Genomic DNA, 13,288 nt, shown 5'->3' on the forward strand with positions numbered 1-13,288 from the left:
TGCGCATATTAATTCAGGGCGGCTCGTATCGTCCAGCGTATTCTACGCAGGAGGCGTTCGCGCTGCGCGGCCCTCGATCAGGACGTAGGCAGCCGGCATGGCCGATTCTTCATCGCTTGCCTGCTGTCCCTCGACGAGGCTGATCCAGCAGCCTGCCCCGAATGCCGCCAGCCCGAGCAGGAAGGCCAGCATCGCCAGCAGGAGCACGCCGCGCTGGCCGCCCGACGCGGGCCGGCGTTCCGCAACCGCATGCGCCAGCACGGCAAAGACGGCGGCACAACCGCTGGCGGCCATGCCGGCCAGGTAGCAGACCAGGGCGACCCGCAAATCGGGCGGCGCCACATCGCCGCCCACCACCCCCACCATGAAGGCGGCCAGCATCAGCGCGGCCAGCCCATTGAGCCAGAGGCCCACGCGGGCGAGCGCCGCCAGGGCCGTATACGGGCTACCCGCCATTCAGCGCTCGGCCCGGCACACGGGCGTGGCGGACTGGATGGACTGCCGGGCGGCGTCGATTTCGGCCTGGTCCCACTTGCCCTCGCCCAGCACGGTCACGGTGACGCGCGACGAGGACGGCGTATTGGCGGCCGACTGGATGATGGCGAGGACCTTGGCCGGCTCGGTGGTCTTGTAGATCTGGATCTGGTGAGGCGCGTCGCGCACGCCCAGCTCGCGCCGGGAGGCGTAGGTCGCGCCATACGGATGCGCCCGCTCTTCGTGGCAGATTCGCACGTACTCCCCGGCGCGGCGATACGCAGCCTGGTAGTCGGCGGAGACGTCGAAGGCCTGAGACAGCCCCTGGCGTTCTTTCAGGCCCGTGCTGGCGCAGCCGCCCACGGCTACCGCCGCGGCCAGCAACCCCAGCATTGAACGGATGCGCATTGCGTACTCCTGGCTATGCTTGGCAATGACGCGATTATGCATCAGCCTGCCGGCAGGCCGAGCCGCACGCCCCAGGACACGGCGCGCGGCCCGGGCGCGGGTCGGCCCGGGCCGACGCCGCTAGGGCTCATTGCGTGGAACGCTGGATGGCCTCGCCGCCATGCTCGATATCCTTGCCGGCGCCGGCAACCGTATTGCATCCCGCGGTAATCGCGGCCATGGCGACCAGCATGACGATCAGGGCTTTGTTCCTCATGGCATCTCCTTGCTGTGGGCAGAATGGACTATCGAAAGGCGGCCAGGCCTTGAGGCCCGGACCCAAGCAGATTACCGCAGTCGGCGCCGGCCTGCATCCCCCGCCCCGATGGCGTCGAACAGGCAGGCTGCCCCCGGACATCGCATCACGGCTGCGCCCGTACAATGCGGGCCCATGAAATATGCTGTACTGCTGTCGGCCTGTCTGCTGGCCGCGGCGCCCGCGCTTGCGCGCGACGCCTTTCCGGTCTCTTCCCCCTCCGCCATCGGCCCCCGTACCTACGCCCAGGCCAAGCGCGTGCTGCCCCGCGTGTACCAGGGGCTGGAAGAAGACTTCTATTGCGGCTGCCCCTATCGCGGCAAGCGGGTCGACCTGCAGGCCTGCGGCTATCACGCACGCAAGCAGCCCCGCCGCGCCGAACGCATCGAATGGGAACACGTGGTGCCGGCCTGGACGCTCGGCCACCAGCGCCAGTGCTGGCAACAGCGGATCGACGGCAAACCGGGCGGGCGCAGCCATTGCGCCCGCACCGACCCGCTCTATGCCCAGGCTGAAGGCGACCTGGTCAACCTGGTGCCCGCCATCGGCGAGATCAACGGCGATCGGCAGAATTTCCGCTATGCCGTCTGGGCGGACCGGCCGCCGGCCATGTATGGCCGCTGCGAAAGCGTGATCGACTTCCCGGGCCGGCGCATGCAGCCGCGCAAGGCCGTGCGTGGCCGCATCGCCCGCATCCAGTTCTACATGGCGGAGCGCTACGGCCTGAAACTCGCGCGCAACGACCTGCGCACGCTGTGCGTCTGGGCAGGCGCCTATCCGGTCGACGCCTGGGAGCGCGCCCGCGACGCGCGCATCCGCGCCTTGCAGGGCAGCGGCAATCCGTACGTGAGCGAACCCGGACGGATTGCCGCATTCTGTCGTCCGGCCTGAGCTCGCGCGGGCAGCCGCACCGGGAGCCGCCACCCGGGATATCCCTTCCCTTGCGTGCTTGACGTCGAATTTTCGGGATCCGTATACTGCCTCCGACAGGTTGTACGATAACGTACCTTTCGTTGTTCCTGCTCCTGAAGCCGCCTGCATGCCCCCTACCGGCCAAGTTTCTCCCGACACCCTCCGCTGTCATCGCCTGCTCATCACCGGCGCAGCCGGCGGACTGGGCAGCGTGCTGCGCCAAAGGCTGCGCCCTCATGCCGACATCCTGCGCCTGTCCGACATCGCGCCGCTGTCGCCCCCCGGGCCTGGCGAGGAGCTGCTGCCCTGCGACCTGGCCGACGGTCCGGCCGTCATGGAGCTGGTGCGGGGCACCGATGCCATCGTGCACCTGGGCGGGATCTCGGTCGAGCGCCCTTTCGAGGAGATCCTCCCCGCCAACATCCAGGGCACTTACCACATCTATGAAGCCGCCCGCGTGCATGGCGTGCGGCGCGTGGTGTTCGCCAGTTCGAACCACGTGATCGGCTTCTACCCGCAGGGCCAGGTGCTGGATGCCAACGTGCCGCTGCGGCCCGACGGCTACTACGGCCTGAGCAAGGCCTTCGGCGAGAACCTATCGCGCTTCTATTACGACCGCTACGGCACCGAGACCGTCTGCCTGCGCATCGGCTCATCGTTTCCCGAAGCGCGCGACCGCCGCATGCTGGTCACCTGGCTGAGCTACGACGACCTGACGCAGCTGGTCGTGCGCTCCCTCTTCACCCCCGGGGTCGGCCACACGATCGTCTACGGCGCCTCCGCCAACCGCGACAGCTGGTGGGACAATCGCGAAGCCCGGCACCTGGGCTTCGAGCCCAAGGATTCCTCCGAGCCCTTCCGCGCCGCCGTCGAATCCCAGCCCCAGCCCGACCCCGACGACCCCGCCACCCGCTTCCAGGGCGGCGCCTTCGTCAAGGCAGGACCGTTCCGCCCATGAGCCCGCAGAACCGCTTCAAGGGCGAATTCCCCCTCGGGGGGACGGCGCGCAGCGCCAAGGGGGCGCCATGACCCCGCAGAACCGCTTCAAGGGCGACGTCGAACGCGTCGGCGACATGCTCTGCGAGGTCGGGGAAAGCCCGGTCTGGCATGCCGCCGAACAGGCGCTCTACTGGACCGACATTCCGGCACGCCGTCTGTGGCGTCACGATCCCGCCAGCGGCAGCGCCAGCCACTGGGACCTGCCCGAGATGACGGGCTGCATGGCGAGGCACGGAGCCGGCTGGCTCCTGGCCATGGAAAGCGGCCTGCATGCCCTGCCCCGGCTCGTGCCGGGCCAGCCCGCGCCGGCGCCCACGCTGCTGGCGCCGGTGGCCCATGCGATGCCGCGCATGCGCTTCAACGACGGCCGCTGCGACCGCCAGGGCCGCTTCTGGGCAGGCACGATGGCGCTGGACATGGCCGGCGGCCTGGATGCCGGCCGCCTGTATCGCTATGCCGCAGGCCAGTTCAGCCAGCCCCTGCCGCAGGCCTTCATCGTGCCCAACGGCATGGCCTTCAGCCCTGACGGCCGCGCCATGTACCTGTCGGACTCGCACCCCAGCCGCCAGACCGTATGGGCCTACGATTACGACATCGATACCGGTCTGCCCTACAACCAGCGGGTCTTCATCGCGCGCCTGCCGTCCGGCCGGCCGGACGGCGCCGCCGTGGACCAGGACGGCTGCTACTGGATCTGCGGCAACGACGCAGGCGTGGTGCACCGCTACACCCCCGACGGCAGGCTGGACCGCAGCCTGCCCGTGCCGGCCGCCAAGCCCGCCATGTGCGCCTTCGGCGGACCGGGGCTGGACACCCTGTTCGTCACGACGATCCGGCCGGCGGGCGTGCCCGCCGATGCCCTGGACGGCGCCGTCTTCGCGCTGCGCCCCGGCACCCGCGGACTGGAGGAACCGGCTTATATCGGTTAGCCGCCCCGGGCCACCACCCCCGGCCCATCCTGCAGTGATGCTGAGATTTCCACAAGAGCCTCAAAACGCCGTACTCCCAACCTGGAGGTAGACAAATGCGCATCACCCTCAAGCGCGCCGTGCTTACATTGCCGGCGGCCATGCTGCTGTCCGCGGGGCTGCTTCCCGCAAAGGCCGAGACCCTGCGTTCGGCCGACATCCATCCCGACGACTACCCGACCGTGCAGGCGGTGCGCCACATGGGCGAGCTGGTGCAGCAACGCACCGACGGCCGCATCACCATCAAGGTCTACGCGGGCAGCTCGCTGGGCCGCGAAGAAGACTCCATCGAGCAGGTGAAGATGGGCGCGCTCAGCATGGCCCGCGTCAGCAGCGCCGCCATGCACAACATCTGCCAGGCCACCCGCGTGCCCTCGCTGCCATTCCTGTTCCGGTCGAAGGAGCACCTGCACAAGGTCCTGGACAGCGAGATCGGCGAACAGATCCTCCGCTCGTGCGAAAGCGCAGGCTTCGTGGGCCTGGCGTGGTACGACAGCGGCGCCCGCTCGATGTACACGCGCAACAAGCCCATCAAGACGGTGGAAGACATGCGCGGCATGAAGATCCGCGTACAACAGTCCGACCTGTCGGTGGCCATGGTCGAGGCGCTGGGGGCCAACGCCACGCCCATGTCGATGGGCGAGGTCTATACCGCGCTCAAGACCGGCCTGGTCGATGCGGCCGAGAACAATTTCCCCAGCTACGAAAGCGCGCACCACTACGAGGTGGCCAAGTACTACTCCCTTACCGAGCACACCATGACGCCCGAGATCCTGCTGTTCTCCAAGCGCCAATGGGACAAGCTCCCGGAGGCAGACCGCAAGATCATCCGCGACGCGGCGCGCGAGTCGGTGCCCTACATGCGCAAGCTGTGGGATGAGCGCGAGAACAAGTCGCGCGGCGTGGTCGAGAAGGCGGGATCGCAGATCGCCGAGCCGGAGAAGGCCTCGTTCCAGGCGGTGATGAAGCCGGTATACGACCGCTACGTCACCACGCCCGAGATGAAGGACCTGGTTTCCCGCATCCAGGCCGTCAAGTAGGGCCAGCCCATGTCCGCCCGAGTCATACGATCGTCCGGGGCTGCCGCGCCGGGCGGCGGCGTCGCCCGTGCGCTGGATGGCTACGCGCACGGCTGCGCGCTGCTGGCCCGCCTGTGCATGATGCTCAGCGTTCTCGGCCTGGTCTGCCTGCTCGTCGCAGTCAGCTACCAGATATTCGGCCGCCACGTGCTCAACAGCACGCCCACCTGGGCCGAGAGCCTCTCGCTGCTCCTGGTGCTGTACGTCACCATGATGGGCGCCGCGGTGGGGGTGCGCGAAGCGGGCCACATCGGCTTCGAGTCGCTGGCCGAACTGCTGCCGCCCGCCGGACGCCGCCGGCTGCGGCTGCTCGTGCACCTGCTGGTGCTGCTGTTCGGCGCATTGATGGCATGGCAATGCGGCGGGCTGGCGCAGTCCGTGCTCGACTACAAGATTCCCAACCTGGGCGTGTCGGAGGGCTGGAAATATGCCCCCGCGACGATCTCGGGCGTACTCATCGTGCTGTTCTCGCTCGAGCACATCATCGCGCTGCTGCGCAACCAGGAGGTGGTTCCGGCATGGCACTGACTCTGCTTTCCGTGACGTTCATGGGCTTCCTGGTGATCGGCGTGCCGGTGGCCTTCGCCATCGGGCTCGCCTCGATCTCGGCCATCCTGTACGAAGACCTGCCCATCGCGGTGGCCTTCCAGCAGATGACCTCCGGCATGAACGCCTTCTCGTTCCTGGCCATCCCCTTCTTCATCTTCACCGGCGAACTGATGCTCTACGGCGGCATCGCCGACCGCATCGTGGCCTTCGCCAAATCGGTGGTGGGCCACGTGCGCGGCGGCCTGGGCATGTCCAACGTGCTGGCCTGCACGCTGTTCGGCGGCGTGTCGGGCTCGCCCGTGGCCGACGTGTCGGCGATGGGCTCGGTGATGATCCCGATGATGAAGCGCGAGGGCTACCATGCCGACTACGCCGTCAACGTGACCACCCATGCGGCGCTGGTGGGCGCCCTGATGCCCACCAGCCACAACATCATCATCTATACGCTGGCCGCCGGCGGCAAGGTATCCATTGCGGCGCTCATCGCCGCCTGCATCGTGCCCGCCGCAATCCTCACCCTGTGCAACCTGGCGGCGGCCTACCTGGTGGCCCGCAGGCGGGGCTATCCGGCCGGCACGTTCCCCGGCTGGCACGTGGTGTTCCGGTCGATGGCGGCAGCCATGCCGGGCCTCTTTGTGATCGTGCTCATCATCGCCGGCATCCTCAGCGGCGTGTTCACGGCTACGGAATCCGCCGCCGTGGCCGTGCTGTACGCGCTGGCGCTGACGGTGCTGGTCTACCGCTCCCTGACCCGGGAACAGTTCGTGCGTGCGGCGGCGAAGGCCGTCAAGACCACCGGGGTGGTGCTGCTGCTCATCGGCATATCGGCCACGTTCGGCTACCTGATCGGCTTCTACAGCGTGGCCGAGCGGACCGGCGAGTTCATGGCCGCGATATCGGACGACCCCTGGGCCATCTTCCTGATGGTGAACATCGCACTGTTCGTGCTGGGCACCTTCCTGGACATGGCCGCAACCATCCTGATCTGCACGCCCATCTTCCTGCCCATCTGCATGCAGTACGGCATGAGCCCGGTGCAGTTCGGCGTGGTCATGCTGCTGAACTGCGCGCTGGGCCTGAACACGCCGCCGGTGGGCACGACGCAGTTCGTGGGCTGCGCCATCGGCAAGGTCGCGGTCGGCACCGTGATGCGCACCATATGGCCGTTCTACGGCGCGCTGATCGCGGCGCTGGCGCTGGTCACCTATGTGCCGGCGTTCTCGTCCTGGCTGCCGGACCTGCTGTTCAGGTAGCGGGCGGCGGCCTCTCAGGGCAGCAGCAGCCCGCCGTCGACGTGCACCACCTGGCCGGTTACGTGGCTCGCCGCGGGAGACAGCAGGAACCGCACCATCTCGGCGATGTCCGCAGGTTCGCCCAGGCGGCCGTTGGGAGTGACCGAGCGCGCGCTGTCCATCGCAGCGCTGCTCGTGGCGGCGTGGCCGCCGGCATCCTTGCGCACGAAGCCCGGCGCGATGCAGTTCACCGTGACCCCGTCCGGGCCGAGCTGCACCGCCAGCGACTTCGCCAGCGCCTCGAGCGCCGCCTTGGCCGCGCTGGTGGCCGGGAACAGCATGCCGTTGGTGCCGAAGCCGTGCGCCACGAAGGAACTGATGGCCACCACCCTGCCCTGCTCCGAGCCGCGCAGGTCGTCCAGGGCCGCATCCACCAACCGGAAGAAGGCCATCGGCATCGCGGCGAAGGCCGATTCGAGGTCGTCCGCGGCCATCTCCCCGAAACGCGTCCGCTGCGCGCGCCCGGCATTCGACACGATCTGGTCGACCCGGCCGAAGGCCGCCCGCGCCGCCGCCACCAGGGCGGCCGCTGTGTCCGGCCGGGACAGGTCGCCGAGCTCGGTTGCCACCTCGGCGCCGCCGGCCCGGGCATCCCGCGCTACAGCCTCGAGGCCCGCCGCATTGTGGCCGGTATGCAGCAGCAGCTTGACGCCGGGCGCGGCAAGCCGGCGCGCGGTCGCCGCCCCGATGCCGGTGGCTGCGCCCGTGATCAGAATGGCAGGTGCCGTCGTCATGTTTCCAACTCCGTGATCAGTCATGGATTCCTGTTCCAGCAGGCGGCGAAATGTTCCTCGGCTTTCAGCACCAGGTGCGGGGCCTCGTTGCGGCAGCGCTCGGTCGCCAGCGGGCAGCGCGGGTGGAAGCGGCAGCCCTTGGGCGGATCGGCGATGTCCACGGGTTCGCCGGGATGGACGATGCGCCGCCGCAGCCGCTGTTCGCGCGGATTGGCCACCGGCACGGCGGACAGCAGCGCCTCGGTGTAGGGATGGATGGGCCGCTCGTAGATGGCATCGCGCGGCGCGATCTCGACGATGCGGCCGGCATACATGATGGCCACGCGGTGCGATATGTGCCGGACGATCGCCAGGTCGTGGGCGATGAACAGGAAGGCGATGCCCAGGTCCCGCTGCAGCTCCTGCATCAGGTTGACGACCTGCGCGCGCACCGAGACGTCGAGCGCCGAGACCGGCTCGTCGGCCACGATCAGCGCAGGCTTCAGCGCCAGGGCGCGCGCGATGCCGATGCGCTGGCGCTGGCCGCCCGAGAAGCTGTGCGGGTAGCGATCGGCGGCGTCGGCCGGCATGCCCACCCGGTCCAGCAGTTCGCGCACCGCGGCGCGCGCCTGCTCGCGCGTGGCGACCAGGCCATGCACGATCAGCGGCTCGGCCACGATGTCGGCGATCTGCATGCGCGGATTGAGCGAGGTGTAGGGATCCTGCAGCACGAGCTGCATCCGCGCCCGCAGCTTGCGCAGCGCTTCTCCGCGCATGCGGGTGATGTCCTGCCCCTCGAACACGATACGCCCGGCCGTGGCATCGATGCGCCGCAGGACGGCGCGCCCCACCGTGGTCTTGCCCGAGCCGGACTCGCCCACCAGGCCGAGGGTCTCGCCCGGCGCGATGTCGAAGCCCACGTCGGCCACGGCGTTCACGGCGCGCCGGCGCCGGAACAGCCCGCCCGCCGCGGTTTCGTAGTCCACCGACAGGCCGGCCACCGACAGCGTCTTGACTGCGTTCATGGCGCCGCCTCCGTCCAGGCATCGGTGCCCGCCTTGCGACAGGCCACCATTGCCGCGCCATGGCTGCGCAACACCTGCGCACTGCGGCAGCCTTCGTCCCCGATGGGGCAGCGCGCCAGGAAGGCGCAGCCCTCGGGCGGCTGGCGCAAACCCGGCGGCGCGCCCTGGATCGACACCAGGCGCTCCCCGGATACATCGAGGCGCGGCGTGGACCGGATCAGCCCCTGCGTGTAGGGATGCGCCGGATTCCCGAAGATGGCGTCGACCGGACCGCTCTCGACGATCTGGCCTGCGTACATCACCGCCACCCGGTGGCAAAGCCCGGCGACGATGCCGAGATCATGCGTGATGAGCATGATGGACAGGCCCAGCTGCTGCTGCAGCCCGGCCAGCAGCTCGAGGATCTGTGCCTGGATGGTCACGTCCAGTGCGGTGGTGGGCTCGTCCGCAATCAGCAGCCTGGGCTGGCAGGCGATGGCCATCGCGATCATCACCCGCTGGCGCATGCCGCCCGAGAATTCGTGCGGATAATGGTCCAGCCGGCGCCTGGCTCCGGCGATCCCCACCGCAGCCAGCAGCTCCGCCGCCCGCTCGCGCGCCGCGGCGGCGCCCAGCCCCATGTGCAGGCGGAGCACCTCCGCCAGCTGAGCGCCGATGGTCATCAGGGGATTCAGCGAAGTCATGGGGTTCTGGAAGATCATCGTGACCTCCTTGCCCCAGACGCCGCGCGGGCGAGCCGACACGCCGGCGCCGACCAGCGGCTTGCCGCACCAGCGCACGGCGCCGCCCGCGATGCGGCCGGGCACGTCGATCAGGCCCATGATGGCCTGCGCCGTCACGCTCTTGCCCGAGCCGGACTCGCCCACGAGGCCCAGCGTCTCGCCTCGTTCCAGTGCCAGGCTGACGCCGCGCACGGCATGCACGGTGCCGGCACGCGTGTCGAACGCCACCTGGAGCCCGTCGACCTCGAGCAGCGGCGCGTTCATGCGCTTCTCCCTGGCGCCGCGCGCCGCGCCAGGCGCCGGCGCTGCGCGGCCAGCGTCCGGGCAAAACGCTTCTCGCGCTCCTCGGGATCGGTCGTGACGCGCAGCCAGTTGGCGAACAGGTTGATGGAAAGCACGGTGGCAGCAATGGCGAGCCCGGGGAAGGTCACCAGCCACCAGGCAATGAACAGATAGTCGCGGCCCGACGCGACGTCCAGCCCCCAGGAGGTGTCGGGCGGCTGCACGCCGAAACCGAGGAAAGACACCGCTGCCTCGGCCAGCACGATGTTGGTGAACTCTAGGATCAGCAGCGTCAGCAGCGGCGAGACGAGATTGGGCAGGATGTGCAGGAAGATCACCCGGCGCGGACGGCAGCCGATCACTTCGGCCGCCTCCACGTAGGGCGTCTGGCGGGTGGCCGAGACGATGCCGCGCACCAGGCGTGCATAGACCATCCAGTTCGTCACCGAGAGCACTGCCACCAGCGTCCAGACGCCTGGCCCCAGGACGCCCACGACCAGCAGGATCAGCAGGATGCCCGGGAACGACACCTGGATGTCAACCAGGCGCATCAGCACCGAATCCGTCCGTCCGCCGACGAAGCCCGCCCAGAGCCCCACGGCGGTGCCGATGGCTGCCGCGATCAGGCAGGTGGCCGCGCCTATCGTCAAGGTGGCGCGCGCGCCCCAGACCACGCGCGAGAACACGTCGCGCCCGAGGTTGTCGGTGCCCAGGATGTGCTGCCAGCTGCCGCGCTCCATCCAGACCGGCGGCATCAAACGCCGGGTCAGCGACTGGGCTGCCGGCTCATACGGCGCGATCAGCGGCGCGAAGATCGCCGCCAGCACCACCAGCACGATCACGGCCAGCCCGATGGCCGCTGCCTTGTCCTGCCAGAGTTCGAGGAAAAAACGGCGCACCGCCGCGCGCGCAGCGGTGCGGTCAGGGGAAGCGGGAACGGCGGACGTAGCCATCAATTCAACTCGATCCGGGGATCGACCGCCTTCGACAGGATGTCGAGCACGATGCCGATCAGCACGATCAGCGCGGCGATCACGAAGACGATGGCCTGCATGAGGAAGAGGTCGCCGCGCTTGATCGCCTGCACGGCGGTCATGCCCAGGCCCGGCCAGCTGAAGACGGTCTCGACCACCACCGTGTAGCCGGACAGCGTGGCGATCAGTTCCCAGCCCGATATGGAAAGAAACGGGACCAGGATGTTGCGCAGCGTGTGCACCCGCAGGATGCGCAGCAGCCCCAGCCCCTTCGCCCTGGCGGTCTTTACGTAGGGCTTGTTGAGCTCGTCTATCATCGCGGCGCGGACCATCATGGTGAAGCGTGCCAGCGGCGTGAGCGCCAGCGTGATCGCCGGCAGGACGAGATGGGCGGGTGTGCCGAACCCCGAAGTGGGCAGCCATTTCAGCTTCACGGCGAACACCATGATGGCCATCAGGCCCAGCCAGAACTGCGGCATCGCCAGCCCGAGCAGCCCGGCAGATGTCGTCAGCCGGTCGACCAGCCCGCCGGGACGCAGGGCCGCGACGGCCCCCAGCGGAATCGACAGCACGATGGCTCCGCCCAGGCCGGCCGCGATCAGCAGCGCGGTGTTCGGCAGGCGGTCGAACACCACGTCGATCGCGGGACGCCGCTGCCACAGGCTGTTGCCGAAATCCAGCGTGACGATGTCCTGGACGAAACGCAGGAACTGCACTCCCAGGGGCTGGTCCAGGCCGATCTGGGCTGCGAAGGCGGCGCGCTGCGCCTCGGTGGCGCTGAGCGGCAGCATCAGGGCGACCGGGTCGCCGACGACCCGCGTGACCACGAATACCGTCGCGGTCACCCCGAAGACGACCAGCAGGCCCTGGAACAGGCGGCGGATGATGAAATCGCTCACGAATGGCTTCCCGGCTGTGCAGCCGGGCCGGCCGCGCGGGCCAGCCCGTGCCCCGGAGGCACGCTCCGGGGCGATGCGCCTATTCGGCCACCTTCATTTCGCTGATGATGAGCTTGGCGTCGGTCCGCGGCTGCCACACCATGCGCTGCGACATGCCGTAGATATCCTGGAGGTTGAAGAGCGGCACGGTGTAGTTCAGGTCGTGGCCCTTCTGCTGGATCTCGTCGTACAGCGCCTTGCGCCTGGCCACGTCGGTCTCGACCCGCGCCGCCTCGATCTTCGCCGCCATCTCGGCATCCGAGTTGGAGGCGGCTGCCCCGTCCTTGTGGTAGATGAAAGACATCTCGCGGTCTGCGTCGAGCAACTCGTTGGAGTTGGCGATGAAGATCGCATCGGGGCGCGGCCCGTTGCCCATCAGGCTGTCGAGATACTGCGAGAATTCCTGGATCTCGGTGGTGACGGCCAGCCCGGTTTCGGCCCAGTACGCCGCGACCGCCTCGATCTGCTCGCGGTCTTTCAGCCAGCGGCCCGATTCTCCGATCACCACCAGCGGCTTGCCCTCGGCCCCGGCTTCGCGTATGAGCTCGCGCGCGCGCACCGGATCGTAGCGGTAGGGCTGCAGCTTCTCGTTGAAGCCGAAGGCGGCGGGATTGATGTGCACGCCCTTGGCGATCGTGGCGTAGCCCATGAACAGGTTGTCGACCATGGCCTTGCGGTCGATGGCCAGGTTCAGTGCCTCGCGCACCTTGGGGTTCTTCGTGATCGGGTTATCCGTGCCCAGCACGAATACGGAGGTTTCCAGGCCCGGCACCGCGGCGAACTTGGGCACGCTGGTGGTGAATTCCGGCAGGAGCGCCGTGACGACGTCGAACTCGCCCGCCATCAGCCCGGACAGCCGCGTGCCCGGCTCGGTCACGAAGCGGTACGTCACCTCGTCGATCTGCGGTGCGCCGCCCCAATAGCCGGCATTGGCCACCAGTTTCAGGTCGCTGCCGCGATTCCAGCCGTCGAACTTGTAGGGTCCGGTACCTACCGGTACGGCCGCGAGATCGCCCTTGGCCGCGTGGGCCGGCGGGATCATCTTCATCCAGTACATGCGCGAGGGCAGGATCGGGTCGGGTCCGGTCGTCTGGATGTTCACGGTGAGATCGTCGACCTTCTCGGCGCCCTTGATCGTGCCGAAGTAGGCCATCTGCTCGGAATTGTTGGCCGGGTCGATCACGCGCTTCACGGAGGCCACCACGGAATCGGCATTGAAAGGCTCGCCGTTGTGGAAAGCCACGCCCTGGCGCAGCGTGAACTGCCACGTGGTGGCATCGACCTGCCGCGGCGGGGCGGCGGCGAGCCCGGGAACGAGTTCGCCCTTGGGCGTGCGCGCCATCAAGGCTTCGTAGATGTTGTCGTTGACCTGCCGCTCGCCGCCGTCGTCGCGCAGCTGCGGATCCAGCGTCGAGGGTTCCGAGCCGATCGCGATAGTGATCGACTGTGCCCACACCGGAGCGCCCGCCGCACCCGTGAGCAACAAGGCGGCAAGACCGGCGCTGCGCGCCAGATTTTTGATTTTCATCGTTTCCCCTGTCATGCACGACCTGTGCGCCGTCGCATCACACCCCGTATTGCGGATGCATCGGCCTGGGCCACGCCCGTCTTCGTCGAATCGGCATGATAGCAATAGTCGCGAGCGCGACAACCGTCTG

15 protein-coding genes are annotated in these 13,288 nt (G+C 68.6%); 6 read left to right on the plus strand and 9 right to left on the minus strand.

The annotated features are described in order from the left end of the window. Window positions 1-42: 42 nt before the first annotated feature. The 3 genes from ACYBYQ_RS12785 to ACYBYQ_RS12795 form a co-directional block, all read right to left on the minus strand. Window positions 43-456 (minus strand): hypothetical protein, encoded by a 414-nt coding sequence (locus tag ACYBYQ_RS12785; RefSeq protein ID WP_459614558.1) that lies wholly within the window; start codon window positions 454-456, stop codon window positions 43-45. Then, window positions 457-882 carry a BPTD_2524 family lipoprotein gene (locus ACYBYQ_RS12790; protein ID WP_459614559.1) on the minus strand — a complete coding sequence of 142 codons (426 nt, stop codon included), beginning with the start codon at window positions 880-882 and terminating at the stop codon, window positions 457-459. Window positions 883-1,009: 127 nt separating this feature from the next. Next, entirely contained in the window at window positions 1,010-1,138 is a 129-nt protein-coding gene (locus ACYBYQ_RS12795) for an entericidin A/B family lipoprotein (RefSeq protein WP_459614560.1), read from the minus strand. A 174-nt stretch (window positions 1,139-1,312) separates the two neighbouring features. Here ACYBYQ_RS12795 and ACYBYQ_RS12800 point away from each other — a divergent pair, with 174 nt between their 5' ends. The 6 genes from ACYBYQ_RS12800 to ACYBYQ_RS12825 all read left to right on the plus strand — a co-directional run bounded on the left by ACYBYQ_RS12800 (window position 1,313) and on the right by ACYBYQ_RS12825 (window position 6,937). Continuing rightward, a complete protein-coding gene (locus ACYBYQ_RS12800; RefSeq protein WP_459614561.1) occupies window positions 1,313-2,068 on the plus strand; it encodes an endonuclease in 756 nt (251 codons plus the stop codon). A 148-nt stretch (window positions 2,069-2,216) separates the two neighbouring features. Further along, window positions 2,217-3,047: an NAD-dependent epimerase/dehydratase family protein gene (locus tag ACYBYQ_RS12805; protein ID WP_459614562.1), complete on the plus strand. Its 831-nt coding sequence runs from the start codon at window positions 2,217-2,219 to the stop codon at window positions 3,045-3,047. A gap of 67 nt (window positions 3,048-3,114) precedes the next feature. Beyond that, the gene (locus ACYBYQ_RS12810; RefSeq protein WP_459614563.1) at window positions 3,115-4,017 is read left to right on the plus strand and encodes an SMP-30/gluconolactonase/LRE family protein; all 903 of its coding nucleotides are present in this window, start codon (window positions 3,115-3,117) and stop codon (window positions 4,015-4,017) included. Between the two features lie 95 nt (window positions 4,018-4,112). Beyond that, window positions 4,113-5,096 (plus strand): TRAP transporter substrate-binding protein, encoded by a 984-nt coding sequence (locus ACYBYQ_RS12815; protein WP_459614564.1) that lies wholly within the window; start codon window positions 4,113-4,115, stop codon window positions 5,094-5,096. Window positions 5,097-5,105: 9 nt separating this feature from the next. Further along, the gene (locus ACYBYQ_RS12820; protein WP_459614565.1) at window positions 5,106-5,663 is read left to right on the plus strand and encodes a TRAP transporter small permease; all 558 of its coding nucleotides are present in this window, start codon (window positions 5,106-5,108) and stop codon (window positions 5,661-5,663) included. Continuing rightward, window positions 5,654-6,937, plus strand: coding sequence for a TRAP transporter large permease (locus ACYBYQ_RS12825; protein ID WP_459614566.1), 1,284 nt, complete (start codon window positions 5,654-5,656; stop codon window positions 6,935-6,937). The genes ACYBYQ_RS12820 and ACYBYQ_RS12825 overlap by 10 nt, the downstream gene beginning before the upstream one ends. A 14-nt stretch (window positions 6,938-6,951) precedes the next feature. Here ACYBYQ_RS12825 and ACYBYQ_RS12830 read toward each other — a convergent pair whose 3' ends face one another. The 6 genes from ACYBYQ_RS12830 to ACYBYQ_RS12855 all read right to left on the minus strand — a co-directional run bounded on the left by ACYBYQ_RS12830 (window position 6,952) and on the right by ACYBYQ_RS12855 (window position 13,158). Next, window positions 6,952-7,710: an SDR family NAD(P)-dependent oxidoreductase gene (locus ACYBYQ_RS12830; RefSeq protein WP_459614567.1), complete on the minus strand. Its 759-nt coding sequence runs from the start codon at window positions 7,708-7,710 to the stop codon at window positions 6,952-6,954. Between the two features lie 20 nt (window positions 7,711-7,730). Next, window positions 7,731-8,714, minus strand: a complete 984-nt coding sequence (locus tag ACYBYQ_RS12835) for an ABC transporter ATP-binding protein (RefSeq protein WP_459614568.1) — start codon at window positions 8,712-8,714, stop codon at window positions 7,731-7,733. After that, window positions 8,711-9,700 carry an ABC transporter ATP-binding protein gene (locus ACYBYQ_RS12840; RefSeq protein WP_459614569.1) on the minus strand — a complete coding sequence of 330 codons (990 nt, stop codon included), beginning with the start codon at window positions 9,698-9,700 and terminating at the stop codon, window positions 8,711-8,713. The genes ACYBYQ_RS12835 and ACYBYQ_RS12840 overlap by 4 nt, the downstream gene beginning before the upstream one ends. Beyond that, the gene (locus ACYBYQ_RS12845) at window positions 9,697-10,671 is read right to left on the minus strand and encodes an ABC transporter permease (RefSeq protein WP_459614570.1); all 975 of its coding nucleotides are present in this window, start codon (window positions 10,669-10,671) and stop codon (window positions 9,697-9,699) included. Before ACYBYQ_RS12845 ends, ACYBYQ_RS12840 begins: the two co-directional genes overlap by 4 nt. Beyond that, window positions 10,671-11,591 carry an ABC transporter permease gene (locus ACYBYQ_RS12850; protein WP_459614571.1) on the minus strand — a complete coding sequence of 307 codons (921 nt, stop codon included), beginning with the start codon at window positions 11,589-11,591 and terminating at the stop codon, window positions 10,671-10,673. The genes ACYBYQ_RS12845 and ACYBYQ_RS12850 overlap by 1 nt, the downstream gene beginning before the upstream one ends. Before the next feature lie 79 nt (window positions 11,592-11,670). Then, complete coding sequence (locus ACYBYQ_RS12855) at window positions 11,671-13,158, minus strand: ABC transporter substrate-binding protein (protein WP_459614572.1); 1,488 nt, start codon at window positions 13,156-13,158, stop codon at window positions 11,671-11,673. Between the last annotated feature and the right edge of the window lie 130 nt (window positions 13,159-13,288).

The organism is Bordetella sp. 2513F2, from assembly GCF_054642735.1.

Bases quoted from the DNA above. Each gene is read 5' to 3' on its own strand.
- ACYBYQ_RS12845 (WP_459614570.1), bottom strand. From the start codon at position 10,671: ATGGCTACGTCCGCCGTTCCCGCTTCCCCTGACCGCACCGCTGCGCGC.
- ACYBYQ_RS12805 (WP_459614562.1), top strand. From the start codon at position 2,217: ATGCCCCCTACCGGCCAAGTTTCTCCCGACACCCTCCGCTGTCATCGC.
- ACYBYQ_RS12855 (WP_459614572.1), bottom strand. From the start codon at position 13,158: ATGAAAATCAAAAATCTGGCGCGCAGCGCCGGTCTTGCCGCCTTGTTG.
- ACYBYQ_RS12825 (WP_459614566.1), top strand. From the start codon at position 5,654: ATGGCACTGACTCTGCTTTCCGTGACGTTCATGGGCTTCCTGGTGATC.
- ACYBYQ_RS12840 (WP_459614569.1), bottom strand. From the start codon at position 9,700: ATGAACGCGCCGCTGCTCGAGGTCGACGGGCTCCAGGTGGCGTTCGAC.
- ACYBYQ_RS12815 (WP_459614564.1), top strand. From the start codon at position 4,113: ATGCGCATCACCCTCAAGCGCGCCGTGCTTACATTGCCGGCGGCCATG.
- ACYBYQ_RS12835 (WP_459614568.1), bottom strand. From the start codon at position 8,714: ATGAACGCAGTCAAGACGCTGTCGGTGGCCGGCCTGTCGGTGGACTAC.
- ACYBYQ_RS12810 (WP_459614563.1), top strand. From the start codon at position 3,115: ATGACCCCGCAGAACCGCTTCAAGGGCGACGTCGAACGCGTCGGCGAC.
- ACYBYQ_RS12830 (WP_459614567.1), bottom strand. From the start codon at position 7,710: ATGACGACGGCACCTGCCATTCTGATCACGGGCGCAGCCACCGGCATC.
- ACYBYQ_RS12820 (WP_459614565.1), top strand. From the start codon at position 5,106: ATGTCCGCCCGAGTCATACGATCGTCCGGGGCTGCCGCGCCGGGCGGC.
- ACYBYQ_RS12800 (WP_459614561.1), top strand. From the start codon at position 1,313: ATGAAATATGCTGTACTGCTGTCGGCCTGTCTGCTGGCCGCGGCGCCC.
- ACYBYQ_RS12795 (WP_459614560.1), bottom strand. From the start codon at position 1,138: ATGAGGAACAAAGCCCTGATCGTCATGCTGGTCGCCATGGCCGCGATT.
- ACYBYQ_RS12785 (WP_459614558.1), bottom strand. From the start codon at position 456: ATGGCGGGTAGCCCGTATACGGCCCTGGCGGCGCTCGCCCGCGTGGGC.
- ACYBYQ_RS12790 (WP_459614559.1), bottom strand. From the start codon at position 882: ATGCGCATCCGTTCAATGCTGGGGTTGCTGGCCGCGGCGGTAGCCGTG.